Source organism: uncultured Paraglaciecola sp., assembly GCF_913058035.1.
Classification (GTDB): Bacteria; Pseudomonadota; Gammaproteobacteria; order Enterobacterales; family Alteromonadaceae; genus Paraglaciecola.
In genome coordinates, this window is the sequence record NZ_CAJXPA010000010.1 from 1 (window position 1) to 19,162 (window position 19,162).

The 19,162-nt window shown below is 39.3% G+C and carries 14 protein-coding genes; 8 read left to right on the plus strand and 6 right to left on the minus strand.

Annotated elements, in window-relative coordinates:
* From QZ562_RS02600 to QZ562_RS02615, 4 genes are all read left to right on the plus strand, one after another.
* Positions 1 to 79, plus strand: a 79-nt coding sequence (locus tag QZ562_RS02600) for a hypothetical protein (RefSeq protein ID WP_081587539.1), incomplete at its 5' end; no start/stop codon positions are given.
* A 611-nt stretch (positions 80 to 690) separates the two neighbouring features.
* Positions 691 to 2,019, plus strand: a complete 1,329-nt coding sequence (locus QZ562_RS02605; protein ID WP_293756522.1) for an HD domain-containing phosphohydrolase — start codon at positions 691 to 693, stop codon at positions 2,017 to 2,019.
* Between the two features lie 39 nt (positions 2,020 to 2,058).
* The gene (locus tag QZ562_RS02610) at positions 2,059 to 3,111 is read left to right on the plus strand and encodes an aldo/keto reductase (protein ID WP_293756524.1); all 1,053 of its coding nucleotides are present in this window, start codon (positions 2,059 to 2,061) and stop codon (positions 3,109 to 3,111) included.
* 126 nt (positions 3,112 to 3,237) lie between these two features.
* Positions 3,238 to 4,002, plus strand: a complete 765-nt coding sequence (locus QZ562_RS02615; protein WP_293756527.1) for a peptidylprolyl isomerase — start codon at positions 3,238 to 3,240, stop codon at positions 4,000 to 4,002.
* A 758-nt stretch (positions 4,003 to 4,760) separates the two neighbouring features.
* Here QZ562_RS02615 and QZ562_RS02620 read toward each other — a convergent pair.
* From QZ562_RS02620 to QZ562_RS02630, 3 genes are all read right to left on the minus strand, one after another.
* A complete protein-coding gene (locus tag QZ562_RS02620) occupies positions 4,761 to 5,522 on the minus strand; it encodes an FKBP-type peptidyl-prolyl cis-trans isomerase (protein ID WP_293756529.1) in 762 nt (253 codons plus the stop codon).
* Positions 5,523 to 5,713: 191 nt separating this feature from the next.
* Positions 5,714 to 7,804, minus strand: a complete 2,091-nt coding sequence (gene fusA / locus QZ562_RS02625) for an elongation factor G (protein WP_293756532.1) — start codon at positions 7,802 to 7,804, stop codon at positions 5,714 to 5,716.
* 643 nt (positions 7,805 to 8,447) lie between these two features.
* Positions 8,448 to 9,464 carry a GGDEF domain-containing protein gene (locus tag QZ562_RS02630; RefSeq protein ID WP_293756534.1) on the minus strand — a complete coding sequence of 339 codons (1,017 nt, stop codon included), beginning with the start codon at positions 9,462 to 9,464 and terminating at the stop codon, positions 8,448 to 8,450.
* Positions 9,465 to 9,569: 105 nt separating this feature from the next.
* Here QZ562_RS02630 and QZ562_RS02635 point away from each other — a divergent pair, with 105 nt between their 5' ends.
* Entirely contained in the window at positions 9,570 to 10,040 is a 471-nt protein-coding gene (locus QZ562_RS02635) for a cytochrome c (RefSeq protein WP_293756536.1), read from the plus strand.
* Positions 10,041 to 10,083: 43 nt separating this feature from the next.
* Here the strand turns inward: QZ562_RS02635 and QZ562_RS02640 are convergent, their stop codons facing one another.
* The 3 genes from QZ562_RS02640 to QZ562_RS02650 all read right to left on the minus strand — a co-directional run bounded on the left by QZ562_RS02640 (position 10,084) and on the right by QZ562_RS02650 (position 16,678).
* Positions 10,084 to 10,767: a cytochrome b/b6 domain-containing protein gene (locus QZ562_RS02640; RefSeq protein WP_293756538.1), complete on the minus strand. Its 684-nt coding sequence runs from the start codon at positions 10,765 to 10,767 to the stop codon at positions 10,084 to 10,086.
* Between the two features lie 114 nt (positions 10,768 to 10,881).
* Positions 10,882 to 14,229, minus strand: coding sequence for an amidohydrolase family protein (locus tag QZ562_RS02645; RefSeq protein WP_293756541.1), 3,348 nt, complete (start codon positions 14,227 to 14,229; stop codon positions 10,882 to 10,884).
* Between the two features lie 226 nt (positions 14,230 to 14,455).
* Positions 14,456 to 16,678: an ATPase, T2SS/T4P/T4SS family gene (locus tag QZ562_RS02650; RefSeq protein WP_293756543.1), complete on the minus strand. Its 2,223-nt coding sequence runs from the start codon at positions 16,676 to 16,678 to the stop codon at positions 14,456 to 14,458.
* A 560-nt stretch (positions 16,679 to 17,238) separates the two neighbouring features.
* Between QZ562_RS02650 and QZ562_RS02655 the strand changes: the two genes are divergently transcribed.
* From QZ562_RS02655 to rplC, 3 genes are all read left to right on the plus strand, one after another.
* Complete coding sequence (locus QZ562_RS02655) at positions 17,239 to 17,499, plus strand: hypothetical protein (protein WP_293756545.1); 261 nt, start codon at positions 17,239 to 17,241, stop codon at positions 17,497 to 17,499.
* Between the two features lie 692 nt (positions 17,500 to 18,191).
* Positions 18,192 to 18,503 (plus strand): 30S ribosomal protein S10, encoded by a 312-nt coding sequence (rpsJ, locus tag QZ562_RS02660; RefSeq protein WP_006012796.1) that lies wholly within the window; start codon positions 18,192 to 18,194, stop codon positions 18,501 to 18,503.
* Between the two features lie 17 nt (positions 18,504 to 18,520).
* Positions 18,521 to 19,159: a 50S ribosomal protein L3 gene (gene rplC, locus QZ562_RS02665; protein WP_007638043.1), complete on the plus strand. Its 639-nt coding sequence runs from the start codon at positions 18,521 to 18,523 to the stop codon at positions 19,157 to 19,159.
* Positions 19,160 to 19,162 lie beyond the last annotated feature (3 nt).

Consider the following 19,162-nt stretch of genomic DNA (forward strand, 5'->3'; position numbering starts at 1 on the left):
GATGGACGAAGGTTTACGTTTCGCAATCCGTGAAGGTGGCCGTACTGTAGGTGCTGGTGTAGTTGCCAAAATCCTATAAGTAGTAAGTTACTTATTCATTTAAAAGGTCACTTAGGTGGCCTTTTTTTTGCTCAGAAATAAGTATCACTTCGCCATTAAAAGCAGCAGATAGGAATCAATAAATATTAAATAGTTAAGGGCAAAGGATGATTAAACACAAAAAAGGAGGAGCCCGCTCAGATAAAAGAAAACACAATTCTTAAAAAATTATCTATACATTTATCAGTAGGATCTGATGCCTATTGTGAAACAATATTTACGTTGTGTTTTTAATCAGGGGCTCTACTGAGTCTTATGTGTTTCAAGCAAGGGACATAAATTGCAAACACAAGTTGCCATGCTAATAATAATGCCTAGTGTGATTGAATTTTAGGGCTGCTGGATACTTAGTTGAAAAATGTTTCTGCGACGTGGTTAGCATTGTGAATGCCTCGTTAATTGTCATCTATTACTCAAACCTGCGAATTATGCTTAAAGTAATTTGGAATATAGATCTAGTTTTGATATCTTAGAAATAGTGAGCAGTTTTTTCAACGACAGCTGATATCAGCAAAAGGGAGAAGATTTTAAAGCCACCTTATTCGTCTTAATTTATAGCCGATTCGTTTTCTTTAAGAGTATGCTGATGTAATGGAATTGTCACAACAACACTATGTGAATCATCTGACTGAAGTCAGTAAAAGTAATAAAGTTATTTTATCGGAGGATGTGTTTAATCATCGTGGCATGCTCGTTGTCAGAAAAGGGATTGAAGTAGACAAAATTTTTGCACAGAAAATTGCCAAACATAAATTGTTTAAGCCTTTAGACACTTCTATATCTTTGACATCAACCTTGAATCAAAGAACCTCATTTGAATTTTTTACTCGCAGCTTAGATGATATGCAATTATCAGACATCGTTCGCCATAATGGTATGTACAATAGTGCATTGGAAGCGTTTCATCTTTTGACTCGATACCCATTGATAATTCAAAAACTCACAGTCTTGGCTGACCGAATACCTAGTGTACTTGGACGCTCGATGCTGACATCTGTGATTGCACTCGGTTTATGTCGTGAGCTCAAACTGTCTAAAAAAACCACTGAAGACGTTTTTCTTGCTGGTGTCATTTCAAATGTTGGGTTGTTACATATCGATCCTCTTTTAGTGAGTAAAAAGGGAAATTACAGTCAAGATGAATGGAAGATGATGAAGGGGCATGTCGTGATAGCTAAACACTTTGCCGACATGGTACCTAGTTTACCAAAAGTTGTGGTCAAGGCTGTGTTAGAGCATCATGAAAGGGCTGATGGGTTTGGTTATCCATTTGGTAAGCATGCTTCGCAGCTTGGTATTGAAGGGCAAGTGTTGGCAATGGTTGATAAGGTGAGTGCCATATATCAAAAGCTTGTTACATCTGGAACCCATTCGTGGACATCAGTGATTGCTGTTATACAAGTACCGAGTACCGCGCATGCTGTCCCGCTTCAAAAAGCCATGATGCGCGTACTTAAGGGATTTCCGTTACAATATGAAGTTGCATTTTCTGCTCTGCAATTTAAAGAGCTAGTGAAAACATGCATTGAAAAGCGGAAAAGATTGAGTTTATGGTTTGATGAGTTTGCCAGAATCTACGTCGATCACAAATCCTTAATGCTTGACTCAGATAGTTTTAAACCACTGGCTTTGTTACATCAATTAGAACACACGGTTATCAATTCCGGTGTACTTAACAACGCTCAGCATACTTGGCTCATCAGATTACCTGAAAAGTTGCTAAAAGTTGATTGTTTGGATATTGAGGAGTTTGCACTCGTTCTTGATGAAGTGGAATATCAATGTCTTTTTGTAATGCGTAAGATGGTCTTTGATAAAGATGAGTTAGCTAAGCGGTTCGATGGGCCTGAGTTACCAAGTTTGTACTATCTAGGTCTAATGAACATCTTAGATCCAGACGAAAAGAAACGCTTTAAATAGTTGGCCAAACATTAACTAATACATTTGGGGAAGTTGTACATGCAATATAGTGTGCTAGGTAGTAGCGGTTTGGAAGTGTCTAGAGTGTGTTTGGGCAGTATGACATGGGGTATACAAAACACTCAACAAGAGGCAAACGAGCAGATTGAGTATGCCCTTAGCCAAGGCGTCAATTTTATTGATACTGCTGAGCTTTACCCCGTTCCTCCTTCAGGGGATAAGTATGGCGATACTGAACTCATTATTGGGAATTGGTTAGCTGCCAACCCCACTCGCAGAAAAGACATCATACTAGCCAGTAAAATCGCTGGTCCTGGTTTGCCTTATATCCGTGGTGGCGCAAAGATTAGTGGAGAGAGTGTTGTTGAAGCAGTAGATGCCTCGCTTAAGCGTCTACAAACCGATTATATCGACCTTTTTCAATTACATTGGCCCAATCGCACCTCCCCCCATTTTTCTAAACATTGGCCAGGCAAAGTAAAGTTTTCAAGCTTTGACACTCAACATGAAACCAATGAGATGTTAGAAATTCTGCAAGCACTAGATAGCTGTGTTAAGGCAGGGAAGATACGGTTTTGTGGGTTGTCAGATGATACGCCTTGGGGGATCAACACTTACCTTAATTTGAGCGAGCAACATGCTTTGCCAAGAATGGTATCGATTCAAAATGAATTTAGTTTGTTACATGCCAAAGATTGGCCTTATTTAATTGAAAATTGTGTACGTGAAAATGTTGCATACCTTCCTTGGTCACCTTTGGCCGGTGGAGCGTTAAGTGGTAAATATTTGGATGGAAAGTTACCGAAAGGTAGTCGTTGGTCACTTGAGCAAAGAAACGGTATTTTTCGTGATACACCCACCACGCACGCTGCTACAGCACGATATGTAGAGGTAGCCAATACATACAAGCTCAAACCATCGCAACTCGCATTGGCATGGTGTGATCAAGTTGATGGTGTTACATCGACTATTATTGGTGCAACTAACATGGCGCATCTAAAGGAAAACATAGCAGCCTTTGAAACACCATTATCAGTTGAAGCTATGCAAGCAATAAGTCTAGTTTTTAAAGAGTACCCAGTCCCGTTTTAACTCAATGAAGTTATTCTGTTGAATCATGCTGAGCCCGTGTTATTAGAATTTGATGCTACGATTAGCTATTTTTTAATACAAAACTTACTTTACCCTAACAACCTAATCTAAATAGAAGAAGAGTTTATGTCGATTACATCCAAAAATAACAAGTTACTAATTGTCGCCTTATGCATGTTGTCACCTTTTGTTGCCAATGCGACTGTGGTCGAAATACGCACTTCTTTTGGTCCTATTGAAGTAAATTTATTCGATAATGAAACCCCTAAAACTGTAAACAATTTTTTGAATTATTTAGATGGCGGAAAATATGCCAATAATTTAGTGCATCGTTCAGTACCGGGTTTTGTTGTGCAAGCTGGCGGGTTTAGTTTTAATGGTGGTTTTCCAATAGTCAGGGTGGAAAACGACCCGGCAATTGAGAACGAGCCAAAATTATCAAATGTACGTGGCACAATTGCAATGGCGAAGAGTAGCAATCCGAATAGTGCCACTTCTGAATGGTTTTTTAATACAGCAAATAATGCTAATAGCCTAGATGTTGCTGACAATGCAGGCGGGTTTACAGTGTTTGGACAAGTGTTAGGTGATGGTATGGATGTGGTAGACCAAATAAATGCTTTGAGTTCCATAACATTTGAAGGATTAAATAATTTCCCTATTCAAAATGAGGTTGCAGGACAGCCAATTACGGCAGATAACCTAGTACTCATATCCGATATTGTGGTTATTGATAGGGCTGTTGCTACCAATATGGACCTAAATCCTGCAAGGAATACTTTGATAAAGTCGACTGTAACGCCAAATTCAAGTGGTGGTGGTACCTTTTCGTGGTTCGGTATTTTTATGTTATTAGCATTGTATGTTAAGCGTTCATTTAAGATAACTTAAGAGTAAAGCTACTAATTACAACTGTGATCCTGTTATGAGTAATAATTATCAATATTACACATGATTATTTTAATTACGGGTTTGTCTGATTCAAGACGGCATTTTTGTTGCCGTCTCACTTGTTCAAAATACTCACCAATATTTCTACCTGCCTGTGGCTGAGATGCCTGTTCATTTTCATGCTGTTAAAGCTCAGGTGTTAATTATGTAGTTAGATGTATTTTTTTACAGCTGACAGTAAAACGTTAGTCACATGGCTTGCTTGTTACTTACGTTTTGATCATAAATAAGGGGTTTGCTGGCTGATACAGCTGCGCCAAAAATCTTTGATGAGTTAATAGAAATAAATTGAATATTTTAATCTACCTCTATTTTAGAATCTAACTCTAAGATATGAATAGCACTCGCGCATTAGCTCTAACAAAGTGAGTCGATACAAATAAATTTTCTAATTTAACTCACAACGTGTCAGCGAAAGTCAAAACCATCGATAGTTGCACCTTAGAAACTAAGATGAGTAATTTTTATTTTGAAGTAGTTAATGTTGGGTTTTGAATCTCATTACTTTGAAATAAACGAGTGGCTATTGTTACTCTTGCAAATAAGTGAACAACAATAAAAGCAGTGAAGTTTTTTGGAGATCTTAATAGTTTGCGTATCTAAAGTGTTAAATTTAGAGTGAGATGAAATTATGCTTACAGTAATTGTAAATAAAAGCCATGTAAGTGCACTTACAAGGCTTTTTATTTATTTATAAATTACTTTATTTCAATCAGTTCAACATCAAACAGTAATGTCGAATCAGGGCCGATAGTTTGACCGCTGCCTCTTGTTCCGTATGCCAATTCAGACGGAATAACTAACTCAAATTTATCACCTACATTCATTAATTGTAATGCTTCTACCCAACCCTGAATAACCCCAGTCACTGGAAATTCAGCTGGCTCACCACGTTCATAAGAACTATCGAATACAGTGCCGTCTGTTAGTGTGCCTTTATAATGCACTACAACAGTTTGCTCTGCAGTTGGCATCGGTCCTTCACCTGCAGTAACTTCTTTGTACTGTAAACCACTCTCAGTAACCATAACTCCATCTTTCTTGGCATTCTCAGTTAAGTATGCCTGTCCTTGCAATACATTTTGCTCACTTTGCACTTTTTGCATAAGTTTTTGCTTTTCTTGGGTTTGTTGTTGCATGGTCGCAATTGTTTCTTGGACTACTTCTTGGCTTAAACGTGAACCCGTTTCACTTTTTATATCTTCAACTGCCATCTGAAAGGCTGCTAAGTCAAAATTTACGCCGTCACGTTTAAACTGACCAGCTAGGTTAATGCCAACTATATAGCTGAGCTTTTGATCAATGCTTTCTAGCGCAGGATCTATTGTAGCCTCAACTTCAGATGTTGTAGGTGCAGCAACCTCAGTTGTTGCAGTTTCACTTTCACTTGTTTGATCATTGCTACATGCAGCAAGAAATAGTGAAGATGCCGTCAATAAGGCAAGTGAGTTTAATTTCATTGATTTTTCCTAAGTTTTGAGTGTAATTAATATCTAGATTGGCCTGTCGAATACCAACCATCAATATAAACATATGTGCGTTAACAAATACAGTGTGGATGAATGATGCGGTATTCAAGTTTGAATCACTAGATTGAGACAAAAAAGCCCCTTTAATTCTCATTAACGGGGCTTGTAATTAAAAACAGTATTTACTTCTTAGCAGCATTTCGCTCTTTAGTTTCTGCAATTACCTTCTCTGACACATTTTGTGGACAAGGATTGTAATGAGAGAATTCCATAGAGAACTGACCGCGACCAGAAGTCATGGTACGTAGAGTCCCGATATAACCAAACATTTCAGAAAGGGGAATGTCAGCTTTGACACGAACGCCTGTTACGCCAGCTTCTTGATCCTTAATCATGCCACGACGACGGTTTAAGTCACCAATAACATCACCCACATGATCGTCAGGTGTAAACACGTCGACTTTCATTATCGGTTCAATCAACTGAGGGCCAGCCTTAGGGATTGACTGACGGAACGCGCCTTTCGCAGCAATCTCAAATGCAACTGCCGATGAATCTACTGCGTGGAAACCACCGTCGTATAATTCAACTTCAACATCAAGTACTGGGAATCCAGCTAGAACACCCATACCCATCATGCTCTTGAAACCTTTTTCAATAGCAGGGAAGAATTCTTTAGGAACGTTACCACCAACAACTTTAGAAACAAAAGTAAAACCAGTATTTGCTTCGCCAGGTTTAATACGATAATCAATTTTACCGAATTGACCAGAACCACCAGACTGTTTCTTGTGAGTGTAAGAGTCGTCGATTTCTTTGGTAATTGTTTCACGGTAAGCAACCTGAGGCTCACCAACTAACAATTCAACACCGTAAGTACGTTTAAGAATATCTACTTTAATATCCAAGTGAAGCTCACCCATACCAGAAAGAATTGTTTCGCCTGAATCTTGGTCAGTTTCAACACGGAAAGTTGGATCTTCTGCAACCATTTTACCGATAGCAATACCCATTTTCTCAGTTGATCCTTTATCTTTTGGTGTAACAGAGATAGAGATAACTGGCTCAGGAAATACCATCGCTTCTAAGATGATAGGATCTTTTGGATCACACAGTGTGTGACCAGTCTGAACGTTAGTTTTCATACCAACAATAGCGATGATGTCACCCGCTTGCGCAAATGATAGTTCGTTACGGTCTTCTGCCTGCATCTCACACATACGGCCCACACGCTCAGTTTTACCTGTAGCAGCATTAAGGATGGTATCACCCTTTTTGAGTGTACCTGAATAGATACGAACGAAAGTAAGTGACCCAAAACGGTCATCTGTAATTTTGAATGCAAGGGCTTTAAAGCTTTCAGCTGCAGAAACGATTGCAAACTTACCGTTAGGCTCACCTTCTTCGTCTGTAAGAGGCTGCGGATCAACATCTGTTGGACAAGGTAGATAATCAACAACGGCATCAAGAATGTTTTGAACACCTTTGTTTTTAAATGCAGAACCACAGTAAGTTGGGAATAATTCCATAGTTCGCGTACCTTTACGGATACAACGTTTGATTTCTTCTAAAGTGGGTTCATCGCCTTCTAGATATTTTTCCATCAGGTCATCGTCTTGCTCAAGTGCCGTATCAAGCAACATTTCACGGTATTCTTCTACTTTATCAACCATGTCTGCAGGTACATCAGTAATTTCATAGTTTTCCGGAAGACCAGTGTCATCCCAGATATATGCTTTACGTGTAAGTAGGTCAACTACACCAACAAAATCATCTTCGATTCCAATAGGTAAAACCATTATTAGTGGGTTAGCACCAAGCACTTTTTTAGTCTGAGCAACAACGCGATAAAAATCAGCACCCATGCGGTCTAATTTATTGACGAAAATGATACGCGCAACTTTTGAGTCGTTCGCATAACGCCAGTTAGTTTCTGATTGAGGCTCAACCCCACCAGAACCACAAAATACACCGATACCGCCGTCTAATACTTTAAGTGAACGGTACACTTCAACAGTAAAGTCGACGTGTCCAGGGGTATCGATGACGTTGAATCTGTGGTCTTTCCAGAAACAGCTTACTGCTGCAGATTGGATAGTAATACCGCGCTCAGCTTCTTGTTCCATGAAATCGGTAGTTGATTCACCGTCATGTACTTCACCAGTCTTATGTATTTGACCAGTAAGTTTAAGGATTCGTTCTGTGGTAGTTGTTTTACCCGCGTCAACGTGGGCAAAAATACCGATGTTTCTGTACTTTGCTAAATCTGTCATTATTCCAACTTCAGTATGAGTAAAAATTGCGCAAGATTATACAAGATATTTCGACATGATGCCGATTTTCTTTTGTATGTAAATCAATAAATTAAAAACCTCAACGATTTTAGCATGTTGTTTATATTTAATCTTAAAGCGGTGAAGAAAAAACACAGGTGAACACTCTGTTTTTTTAAACTTATGCTCTTTTAATGCCATTTTGCCTACGGGAAGCCAATACCCCTGCAATTTCGAGGAAGAACATGGCAATCTGATAGGTATACTGGATTCAAATGGTTAATCAATTGATAATTGTGTTGGCTAAAAAAACATCATTCTTAGCAGCTCAGCATACCAATTCAACAATGGTGTTTAATAACCGACTCCCACCGTTAGTAAAAACCATTAAAATATAAAGTCAAAACTCCAAACTACATCGATTTTTGGTGTGTCGACTAGATAAAACTAATTTTTTAAAAGCTAAATAACTAGCCCGTTTCAAGAGCTAAAAAACTACTGTTGAATGCTTTTGGGCTGGTTTGCATCAGGCTGGTGCTGTTACCAAAGTAGCAGATATTAACATTTACCTAGCCAACTACTGGCGATTGTAGTGCTAACGTTACCATCTGAATTGAGTCACATCCCCGAAACTATCTCAGAATTACATCATTGGCATGACACGGTTTCGGCCCAAACGCTTTGCTTCATAGAGTTGACTATCGGCTTTTTCAACAAGTGTCAGTGGATTCATGCCTTTTGTGAGCTCAGCAACACCGATTGAGGCTGCAATGTCACCCAATACTTTGCCAGTACGTTTGTCTTTGACACCTATTTTTTCAATCGCTTTACGCATCGATTCAGCCATGCTGCGTGCTTTGGAAAAATCAGAGTTAGGTATAATAATAGCGAACTCTTCACCACCGAAGCGAAACGCTTGTGCACCTTCACGACAAACGGCTTGAAGCTTTTTAGCCGTAGCTTTTAATACTGCGTCGCCCATAACATGCCCGTAGTTATCATTAATTCTTTTGAAATGATCAAGATCGACCAATAATAAACATAAGTTAGTTTTTAAAGACTGAGTAGCTAACTCTTCATCGAAGTAACGCCTGTTATATAAACCTGTTAATGCATCATAAAGAGCATCTTGTTGGCTTTGTTCAAGTTTTTCCCTAAGCGCTTCTATTTCGTTTTGTGCTTCAGCTAAGGAAGCATTAAAGCTGATGGTACTTAGCCTGATGTTTTGAGTATCTTTTACTAATTCACGTACTAAATTCATGACCTCCTTTACTGACAACCCTTCTTTTTCTACTTTTGCTAGGTCATCAACACAATTGTCCATGGTTTCTTTAAAATTAGTGGTCTCTAAACGTGTATCCTTAAGTGATTGAGATAGTTCAAGCAACATGGCTTCAAGAGACCGTCGCAACTCCCATCCAGATATGTCCTTGTTTGTAGCTAGATAATCACGATAAAGTTCCTTAGTCTTTACTTCGGAGAATTCCATTTTGTTATCTAAAATATGTTCAATTGAACTTTTTAATTCAGGCGATTCGTTGGACACATAAGTATACCAAATCGCGTAATTGGTAGGTGTTGCAGAAATATTGTGCTTCAGCAATAACGGGATCGTTTGTTTCAACGTCACAAAAGATTTTTCGTAACTATTATCTACCACTTTGATTTATCCTTTTTAGCTTATGTATTCAGTTTACACATAATCAACGCAGTGGCAGTATTATCGTCCTACATTTAATTAATTTTGACCGTCAGAGAGGACAATATGAAAAATAAGGTAATAGCAATATTAATGGGTTGCACAATGTTAAGCACAATTTCTGTGTTTGCAGAGCCTGCTAAATCAGCAAAACAAGCTAAAGACGTAACACAATTTAGACAAGCTATTTTAAAACTGGTGAAGAGCAACGTGGGCGCGTTAGGAGCCATGACAAAAGGTTCTATCCCATTTGACATAAAAACAATGCAAACCAATTCGCTGCGCCTTGGGCAATTATCTTTAATGTTGGAAGACTACTTTAAAACTGACACCAGTAGTTTTGATATCGAGACAGAAGCTCTAGATAAAATTTGGGAAAATCAAGCAGACTTTCATGACAAGATCAGTGCTCTGACTGTTGCTGCAAGTAATCTGAATAAGGTTGCTACAGAGGGAGATACAAGTCAGTTTAAGCCAGCTATTGGGAAGGTATTTAGAAGCTGTAAAGGTTGTCACGACGATTACAAAAAAGACTAATATTTAAAAGTGTTTTAACAGATGCTGAATGACCAACTTGCATTTAATAATAGTAACCGTCTTCTATCGGAGGCGGATTTATCTCCACCAGCCAATAAACAAATATTGCTACTAGACACATTAATAGTATTGCTTTAAAGAGCTGCGAATCCTCAATAGCCTCTTTTTGTGCTATTGCTTTTTTACCATCGAACATTGGCCCTGTGAGGTCGTGCTTGAGAAATACTAAATACCATCCAATAGCTACCAGATGTAGACCAATAATGGCTAGTAGTACGTCGAAAATATTATGATGTAACCACTGCATCCACTCTTGGAACTCAGCGTTAGCGCTATCGTAATATGGACCTGAGTAGATTACGTCGTCTGAAGTAAACAAGCCACTGATTGCCTGCAAACCGACTAAAATTATGACAGCTGGTAATATCATCCCACCTACGGAATTGTGACCAATACTCAAGGTATGTTGCTTAGATATAATCGTTTTCAAATAGACCATCATTGTCTTAGGACCTGAAATAAAACTATTAAATCTGGCGTACTTGGTGCCAACAAACCCCCATATTAAACGAAAAATTATCAATCCTAAGGTGCAATATCCAATAGTGAAATGGATATCCATGGCGTCTTCCAATACCTCAGAAGTTAACCATTGCCCAAACAAACAGAGTACTAATAACCAGTGAAACAACCTTACTGGGATATCCCAAACTAATTTTTTGTTCATATATTCATGTAAAGGGTATGTTTATTTTTCATATGTTTTTTTTAATAGATGACTATTTTAATGTGTCCTTTTTAAGTCTGCCTTAACAATTTTTGTTAGGGCAGACTTAAAAGATTAATGAACCCAATGATGCTTTTTAGCTTTTGCATCGATGGCTTGTTGTGTCGCTTCAGGCATAAACAATTGATTGTTTTGTTCGAAGAAAAACGGTTTACGTTGTTCTTTGCTACCCACTTCATTCATAGTTGCTGCTTCATACACACGGCCATTTAATACAGTGTATTCAACATATTCACTGCGGCGTATATCGCTTAGTACGTCACCATCTATGATCATTAAATCGGCTACTTTACCTACTTCAATACTACCTATTTGTTTGTCCATACCTAAGTGAGTTGCGCCGTCTATGGTACCCCCTCGAAGTGCTTCCCAGGGAGTAAATCCACCCTGATTCATTATCCATAATTCCCAGTGAGAGGCTAACCCCTCTCTTTGACCATGAGCACCAATATTTACACTTACACCTTTGTCTCGCAGTGTTTTGGCATACTCAGCGACAGCAACATGGTTGTATTGATTATCTGGTGCAGTAGGGCGTCTTATTGAACGCTTATCTACTAGAAAGCTTGGGGTATAACGCATTAAACGAGGATTTTTCCATACTTCAGTTCTATCGTAAAAGTATTCTTCGCCCATCATGCCACCATACGACACAACAAATGTTGGGGTGTAGCCAAATTTTGTTGCTGCCCACAAAGCCGTTAAATCATCATAACCTTTGGCAATTGGTAATGAATGTTCAAGACCTGTATGTCCATCAACCAACATCGATATATTTTGCTGAAATTTACCGCCGCCTTCAGGCACTACCATCATGCCAAGCTCTTTAGCTGCAGCTAACACTTGTTGGCGTGTGTCACGTCTAGGTTGATTGTAACTTTTAACTGAAATTGCTCCAGTATCTTTTAATCTTTGTATATGGAAAAGAGCATCATCATAATTATTTATGACAGCTTTGTAGCCTAGTCCTTCAGCACCATATAATATTGTTCCTGTAGAAAAAATTCTTGGTGCGATTATTTTTCCTGCTTGCTGTAACTCTGAAGCTGAGAATATCTCAGTAGTATCGTTTGATGGGTCATGAATAGTTGTCACACCGAATGCTAGGTTAGAAAACATGCTCCAGTTTTGTTGTGGAATGATTTCATTATTGCCTTGTGAACCGTGTGCATGAGTGTCGATGAGACCTGGCAATATAGTTTTACCTCTAGTGTTGATAAGTAGTGCTTCATCAGGAATAGTGACATCCCCATACTTACCTACTTCTACAATTTTATTGTCTTTGATTAATACCACACCGTTTTCAATTACTTCTCGCTGCCTATTAGCATCGCGCATGGTAACCACTTTACCACCTACTAAGGCTTTATAACCTGAGGGTTTATCTGATTTTTGCTCGAAAGATAAGTCAATACCCTCGCTTACTGGTTCTGGTAACTCCTCTGGCGCATCTATAAAAAATGCAAAGGCATCTTTTAATTTTCTCTCATAAAAAGTTGCTCCGTGGTACCAACTAACGGACTGGCTATCAGCGCTCCATGTTAGGTATTCACCGGCGCGGCTTGATATTTGTTTAGCAGGTAAAGAAGACATTTTAGGACCCACATTAACGCGCTTACCTGTATCTACAAAAGGGGCTACATAGGCATTGTATTGATGTACGAAAGCTACCCATTTTTTGTCATGAGACAAACGATATTCAGTCACTTTATCGGCGCCGTATAGATGCTCACGCTTATCTTCACCATTTAAATCCACACTGATTAACTGTGTTTCAGAATAATCACTACCTGAAACTGATGTGGTTAGATAAATACGCGAATTGTCACCAGCAAAGTGTGGTGCTGAACCTGATTTAGCAATACGTTTTGTTTCGCCCCTTTTGACATCTGCAATGTATATTCCTGGTTCAACCGAGAACTCAGGGCTAAGCAAATAACCACCTGTGACTTTGTCATAGACCACTAACCTTCCATCAGTTGAGAAACTAGGTTCGATATAGTGACCAGGTAATTTTGTTAGTTTTTTACCTTTACCACCTTGTGATTTGATTATTCTGACGGTTCCTAAATCTTGATCGTTCCATGTTGTGTAGACAATACTTTTTCCGTCATTTGAGTAACGTGGATAAAGTTCATCGTGATTATTTTGTTTGGTTAGACGAGACGTCTTTCCTGTTTTAATATTTTTTACATACAGCTTACCTAATGCTTGAAACAGTACTGACTTTCCATCAGGAGCTTTCTGAGCCCAGCGTGTCATTTTGATAGTAAAATCATCAGGCGCTACATCTACGTCAAAACGTACTGCGTCAGCATATTTAAGTTCAGCTTTGACATTCACGGGGATAGTAACAACGGTTTGGTCTTTGACAGTCAACCTATGGAAATTACCATCTGTCCAAAAAACGATATGATTAGAGTCAGGTGTCCAGTCAAAGTAAGCAAAATACCCTTCTGAACCAAAGCCTTCCTGCATGTCTCGTTCAAGATCCATGTAGAGTGGCTTTTCCATACCTGTCGTCAAGTCCTTAACAAAAAGTACTGTTTTTTCTTTTACTCGGCGAATAAAAGCAAGATGTTTACCGTCTGGAGAAGGGGTTGGAACCACTGCGCCGCCTGTGCCACTGACAAAACGTTCTTCTTCACCATTGGCTAATTTGTATCGAGTAATAGCAAAAATACCTTTTAGAGGATCACGATTATAGCTAAATGTGGTACCACCTGTTATGTCCTGAGTGAAGTACAGGTATTCACCATCGGGTGAGAAAGCAGGATCAGCAATATTCTTTTGGTCTATTTTACCGTTCACTCGCTCTTTAATCGCAAGTCCGTCACCGCCAGAGTGATGATAAAGCCAAATTTCACCTGCTGGTATACTGCGACTCGACATAATGCCTTTGCTTACGGCTATGTATTGTCCATCAGGACTCCATTTAGGCGAATGGATTAAGTTGTTTTTTTCTGTGCTGAGCTGTTTTAAATGGGTACCGTCTTTGTCCATCACCCAAAGATTAGATAAGCCGCCTCTATCAGAAATAAACGCTATCTTTTCTCCGTCTGGACTGACTGTAGGGTGAATGTTCCATGCAAAATCTTGGGTCAGAGCTATGGCTTCACCACCTTTGATACTGGTGATGTATATATCCCCAAGCATATCAAAGACAAAGTGTTTGCCATCAGGGGTGACATCTAAACTTGACCAAGTTGTTTGGTCTGTATCGATGGATACAGTCGCTAATTCAAAAGATGGATTAAGCACATCCCAGTCTTTTTTATCCTGTGATCCATCAGATGGTGTTTGCTCTAAACCTTGATTGGTTTGACTAAATGTAGCACAGGAAAAACTAAGCAGTGCGGCTAAACCCGCTGCGCGTAGCAAGGTTTTTTTTATGTCTATCATATTGGTTCCCTTGAATTTTATTTACTTTTTAGATTTATATTTAGACTAATTAGTTTTAATTAAATACATTAGCATTGTGGTTAATATCTGCAAGATAGAGGTACCGATAACGCGTCAAATCATTAGAATTACGGTGTATATCAAACAACACAGTAATAGCTTCAACCTCAATTTTAAGCAGACTTTTATTCTTTATATAAAGTTATGCTGCTCTAAATATATCAGTTTACCCAGTCCCACTAATAATTTGTATTTGCGGGATATCAGTATCACCTTTTAATACTTTTAATATGCCATCTTGAGTCAGTGTTCGCATACCATCATTCATCGCTTGGGCTTTCATATCGTGTACAGAGGCCTCCTTGTATACCAGAGAGCGTAATTCTCCAGTCATGGCTAACAATTCATGAACACCGGTTCTGCCTTTATAACCGGTATCGCCACATTCATCACAACCTTTGCCTTTGAATAACATGGGTGTTTCAGGCAATTTAAGCTCTTCGATATATTCTTGACCATATTGGCGTTTAATGAACGCTATGTCACTTTCACTTGCAGGGTACTTTTCCTTACAATTTGTACAGATAGTTCTGATCAAACGTTGCGCTAAGATACCAACACAGGCATCAGAAAAGTTGACAGGATCCAGTCCTAAGTCCAACAAACGAGAAATGGTTTCTGGAGCAGAGTTGGTGTGTAATGTAGAAAAAACTAAGTGTCCAGTCAGGGACGCTTCAATACCAGCATGCGCAGTTTCCTTATCACGCATTTCACCAATCAGTATTATATCAGGGTCTGCACGTAAAAATGCTCTTAACGCATTGGCAAATGTAAAGCCAATCTTAGGGCTCACTTGCACTTGTTGTAAGCCAGGCTGTGTTATTTCTACTGGGTCTTCCGCTGTCCAAATTTTCTTTTCTGGTGTATTGATGTGTCCTAATACAGCATGTAATGTTGTGGTTTTACCAGAACCCGTCGGTCCCACTACCAATATTATGCCGTGTGGTTTTTGCACCAGTTCAATAATTTTTTCGTAGTTGCGTGGGGATAAATTTAGCTTACTCATGGGCATTGCACCACCTGCAGCCAATATCCTCATGACTACGCCTTCGCCGGCAATAGTTGGAATAGTTGCTACTCGCACTTCAATCAATTGGCCTGACATTCTAAAGGACAGTTTGCCATCTTGAGGAACTCGTTTCTCGGCAATATTTAGATTTGACATGATTTTGATCCTGGCAATCACTGCACTGTGGTGTGATGCAGGCACTTGGGTGACATCCCTACAGACTCCGTCTATTCGCATACGCACTCGAGTGGGTGCATTTTTTTCAGGATCGATATGGATATCCGAGGCATTTAAACGTTTTGCATCATGTAATACCCTACTGACTAGTCTAACTACTGCAGGCGCATCGTCAGACATCTCATCTGATTGAATGTCAATCTCATCTGAGTTGGTACCAATCTCATCAAGGATTTCATCCATTGCACCTGGTCCAGACCCACCGCCTGCCGCTTCACCCAGATACTGTAGGATAGTATTAGGTAAACTAACTGAAATCTCGTAGCTGTCTATGCCTAAGGCTCTTTCGATTTCCATTAATAAAGTGGCATTATTGGGCTCTGCCATCAGCACAATAGGGTTATCTTTCACATCTGCCAGTACGGCTACAAAGTTGCGTTTGAGATAGGACAGATTGAGTTTGCTATCGCTTTGAAAAAGATGATATTTATCCGGTAAATAGTCAATATACGGCACTTGAAAATGAACAGATAACGCATTACCTAAATCATTCTCTGGTATTCTGTGCTCAGATGTTAAACGTTGCACTAACTGCCTATTGTCATGGCTGGTTTCTTGAAGTTTCTTTAATTCTTTCTCGGTAATTAAGTTGCGGTGCACTAGATAATCAAAAGGTTGACTAGTACCGCCTAACTCATACCGAAACTTTTTACCTATAATTTCTGCGATAGCATTGGCAAGAGCAAGATCGTCATCGCTAAAAACCGCATCTTTCTTATTAATGATTTGCATCACACCCATCAACACATCTGAGTCAAGTATTGGGATGCAAATGATATTACGCGTTATAAAAGTTGAGTCTTTGTCGAACCTATCTGCGAAGTTTAAGCGTTTATGGATGCTCGCAAGTTCTTCTTTATTGTAAGGGTCATCGATGATGAGCGGTAATTGGCTAAGTGCTACATAACCAGCAATCGACATAGGGCTAATGGGGACTTTGATTTCACGGGTTTCTTTACCTGTTTTAAAACGGGCCACCAAATCCTGATGTTGTCTGCGGCGCTGAAAAATACTCATCCGTTCTGAGTTAAATAAGCCTAATACGAACGGTTCTAACTTGTGATACGCATCCATAAGAGAAGGGTACGTTTTAAGCAACTGGTTAATGCGGTCAAGGTGGTTTTGATTAAGTTTAGAATTCATATAGTTGCTTAATTTACTTCTAGGCTATTTTTTCTAATGGTAGACCCTACTATAACTGACGGGCTTCGGACAGCAAATAGCTTTTAGTAAGGTAAGTTTAGTTTAGTTGGAAGTGGCACTTCTTAATAAAGAGCTTACCAACTGATGATAGATCCGTTTATTAATTTAGGCGTCTTGAAGCTTAGTTAGGCGATGTCGGCTTATCGTTAAACCAATAAAAAATGGTAAATATTTTAGTTATTACAAAGAGTTATTACAAAGAGTTATTAAAAGAGTTATTTGAAAGGACACTCAAGTTAATTTGACTATGTGATTACCAAATCTAATGGCATTAATGAGCAAGAAACGAGCTTCGATGTGTTTGGTGCAAGGCGTAATGCTGATAACTGAGCCAGAGATTATAAAGAATCGAACAGCTATATCATTAGTATCACTTTATCTGGTTACACTGACCATTAGCAACTCGATGAGATGAGTTTGATAAATATTGGCTGTAGGATATACGACCTTTCAGTTAATAGAGGGCGTGCTGAAAGCCATAGAAGGCGGAAAGGAGGACGATGGCGAACATTGCGGGTAGTTTGCTAAAACTTCTGTGCGTGGGATGTTGGAGGGAGCGATTACTCAGGAGGGTAAGTATGGCCGTTTCTGCGTCGAATAAGTCGGGTAATAGTGAGACGGATTTGAAGACGGTTGGAAAAGACTCACATGCATCGGGGAAATATGACTTTGATTTTAAAAATTCACACTTGGATAATGTGACTCAAAGTAAATTGACTCCAGCTGATTTTTTGAAAAGTTTTGAGATATTTTGTTGCTAGGTGCAGTTTCTGACGACGTATACATAGAAGGTTATTCATCAACGAATTTGACTGCATCTGTAGAAACCGAAGAATACCTAAATATGGCTATAGATACGGTGAAAATTCGAACGGTGTTAATCTACACGAAGAAGATATGGCGATATTTAAATCAATTAACTTCGATAACGCAACAGATTTCAATATGCTTCTTGGGTTGGGGGAAAACGTGAATTTTCATAGTGGTTATGGGGATTCTCCATCGATGTTATTGGCGAACCATGGCAGATATGAGTTTGTTTTGGACAGGAAGTCTAGTAGTGACAAGACAGGTTTGAGGTTAAAACAAAATTTGTCCATCAGCGCCATCAATTAGCTCTTTGTATTAATTGATGATTAGCGACACCAGCACTTTGTCTCAGTTATAAATACTTGTTCTGAATACATACACAGATAAATCCTTATCACTTTACTTTTTATCACTGGATAAAGGATAACGGGTTGCACTCATTTCATTTTCCAGTATACTTCGCGCCCACTAGTTCCTAGGAACATGTGCTTTTGGTTAGAATTGAGGTGCTTTTACTGATATTCAATATGCAACCAAATAAAACAAGACCCTAATTTTGGGTCAGCAGTTTACATGCATCCTCCTATCAATATTATTGATGGTGTGGATGATTTTTTTTGTTCTTTCGGTTGGAGCTTAATCGATGCCAAATCAAAGAATTCGTATTCGTTTGAAAGCGTTTGATCACAAGTTGATCGATCAGTCTACGGCTGAAATCGTTGAAACAGCGAAGCGCACAGGCGCACAGGTTAGCGGTCCTATTCCTCTACCTACTCGTAAAGAGCGTTACACAGTACTTACTTCACCTCACGTAAATAAAGATGCGCGTGATCAGTATGAAATTCGTACACACAAACGTTTAGTGGATATCATTGAACCTACTGATAAAACAGTAGATGCGTTGATGAGATTAGACTTGGCTGCCGGTGTTGATGTTCAAATCAGCCTGGGCTAACAAGAGAGGGTTTTAACATGGCGATTGGTCTTATCGGTCGTAAAGTAGGTATGACTCGCATCTTCACTGAAGATGGTGTTTCAATACCTGTGACTGTTATAGAAGCCACCCCGAATCGTGTGACTCAGTTACGTACTGATGAAACGGACGGGTATAAAGCGCTTCAAGTCACCGCTGGCGAGAAAAAAGCTAGCCGCGTTAATAAAGCTGCAGCAGGACATTTTGCTAAAGCTGGCGTGGAAGCAGGCCGCGGTTTATGGGAGTTCCGTTTAGACAACAATGAAGGTGAAGGCATTGAAGTTGGCAGTGAAATTACTGTTGAGATTTTTGCTGATACTAAAATGGTTGATGTTGTCGGTACTTCTAAAGGTAAAGGTTTCCAAGGTGCTATCAAGCGCTGGAACTTTAGCCACCAACGTAACACACATGGTAACTCATTGTCGCATCGTGCACCCGGTTCGATTGGTCAAAACCAATCACCTGGTAAAGTTTTCAAAGGTAAGAAAATGGCCGGTCAGATGGGTAACAAGCGTGTAACTATGCAATCTTTGGATGTAGTCCGAGTTGATACTGAGAATAACCTTTTATTAGTGAAAGGTACTGTTCCTGGTGCACCTGGTGGCGATGTCATTATCAAAGTTGCTGTCAAAGCGTAACGT

Bases quoted from the DNA above. Each gene is read 5' to 3' on its own strand.
- QZ562_RS02655 (WP_293756545.1), top strand. From the start codon at position 17,239: ATGGCGAACATTGCGGGTAGTTTGCTAAAACTTCTGTGCGTGGGATGT.
- QZ562_RS02605 (WP_293756522.1), top strand. From the start codon at position 691: ATGGAATTGTCACAACAACACTATGTGAATCATCTGACTGAAGTCAGT.
- rplC (WP_007638043.1), top strand. From the start codon at position 18,521: ATGGCGATTGGTCTTATCGGTCGTAAAGTAGGTATGACTCGCATCTTC.
- QZ562_RS02645 (WP_293756541.1), bottom strand. From the start codon at position 14,229: ATGATAGACATAAAAAAAACCTTGCTACGCGCAGCGGGTTTAGCCGCA.
- QZ562_RS02640 (WP_293756538.1), bottom strand. From the start codon at position 10,767: ATGAACAAAAAATTAGTTTGGGATATCCCAGTAAGGTTGTTTCACTGG.
- fusA (WP_293756532.1), bottom strand. From the start codon at position 7,804: ATGACAGATTTAGCAAAGTACAGAAACATCGGTATTTTTGCCCACGTT.
- QZ562_RS02620 (WP_293756529.1), bottom strand. From the start codon at position 5,522: ATGAAATTAAACTCACTTGCCTTATTGACGGCATCTTCACTATTTCTT.
- rpsJ (WP_006012796.1), top strand. From the start codon at position 18,192: ATGCCAAATCAAAGAATTCGTATTCGTTTGAAAGCGTTTGATCACAAG.
- QZ562_RS02635 (WP_293756536.1), top strand. From the start codon at position 9,570: ATGAAAAATAAGGTAATAGCAATATTAATGGGTTGCACAATGTTAAGC.
- QZ562_RS02650 (WP_293756543.1), bottom strand. From the start codon at position 16,678: ATGAATTCTAAACTTAATCAAAACCACCTTGACCGCATTAACCAGTTG.
- QZ562_RS02610 (WP_293756524.1), top strand. From the start codon at position 2,059: ATGCAATATAGTGTGCTAGGTAGTAGCGGTTTGGAAGTGTCTAGAGTG.
- QZ562_RS02615 (WP_293756527.1), top strand. From the start codon at position 3,238: ATGTCGATTACATCCAAAAATAACAAGTTACTAATTGTCGCCTTATGC.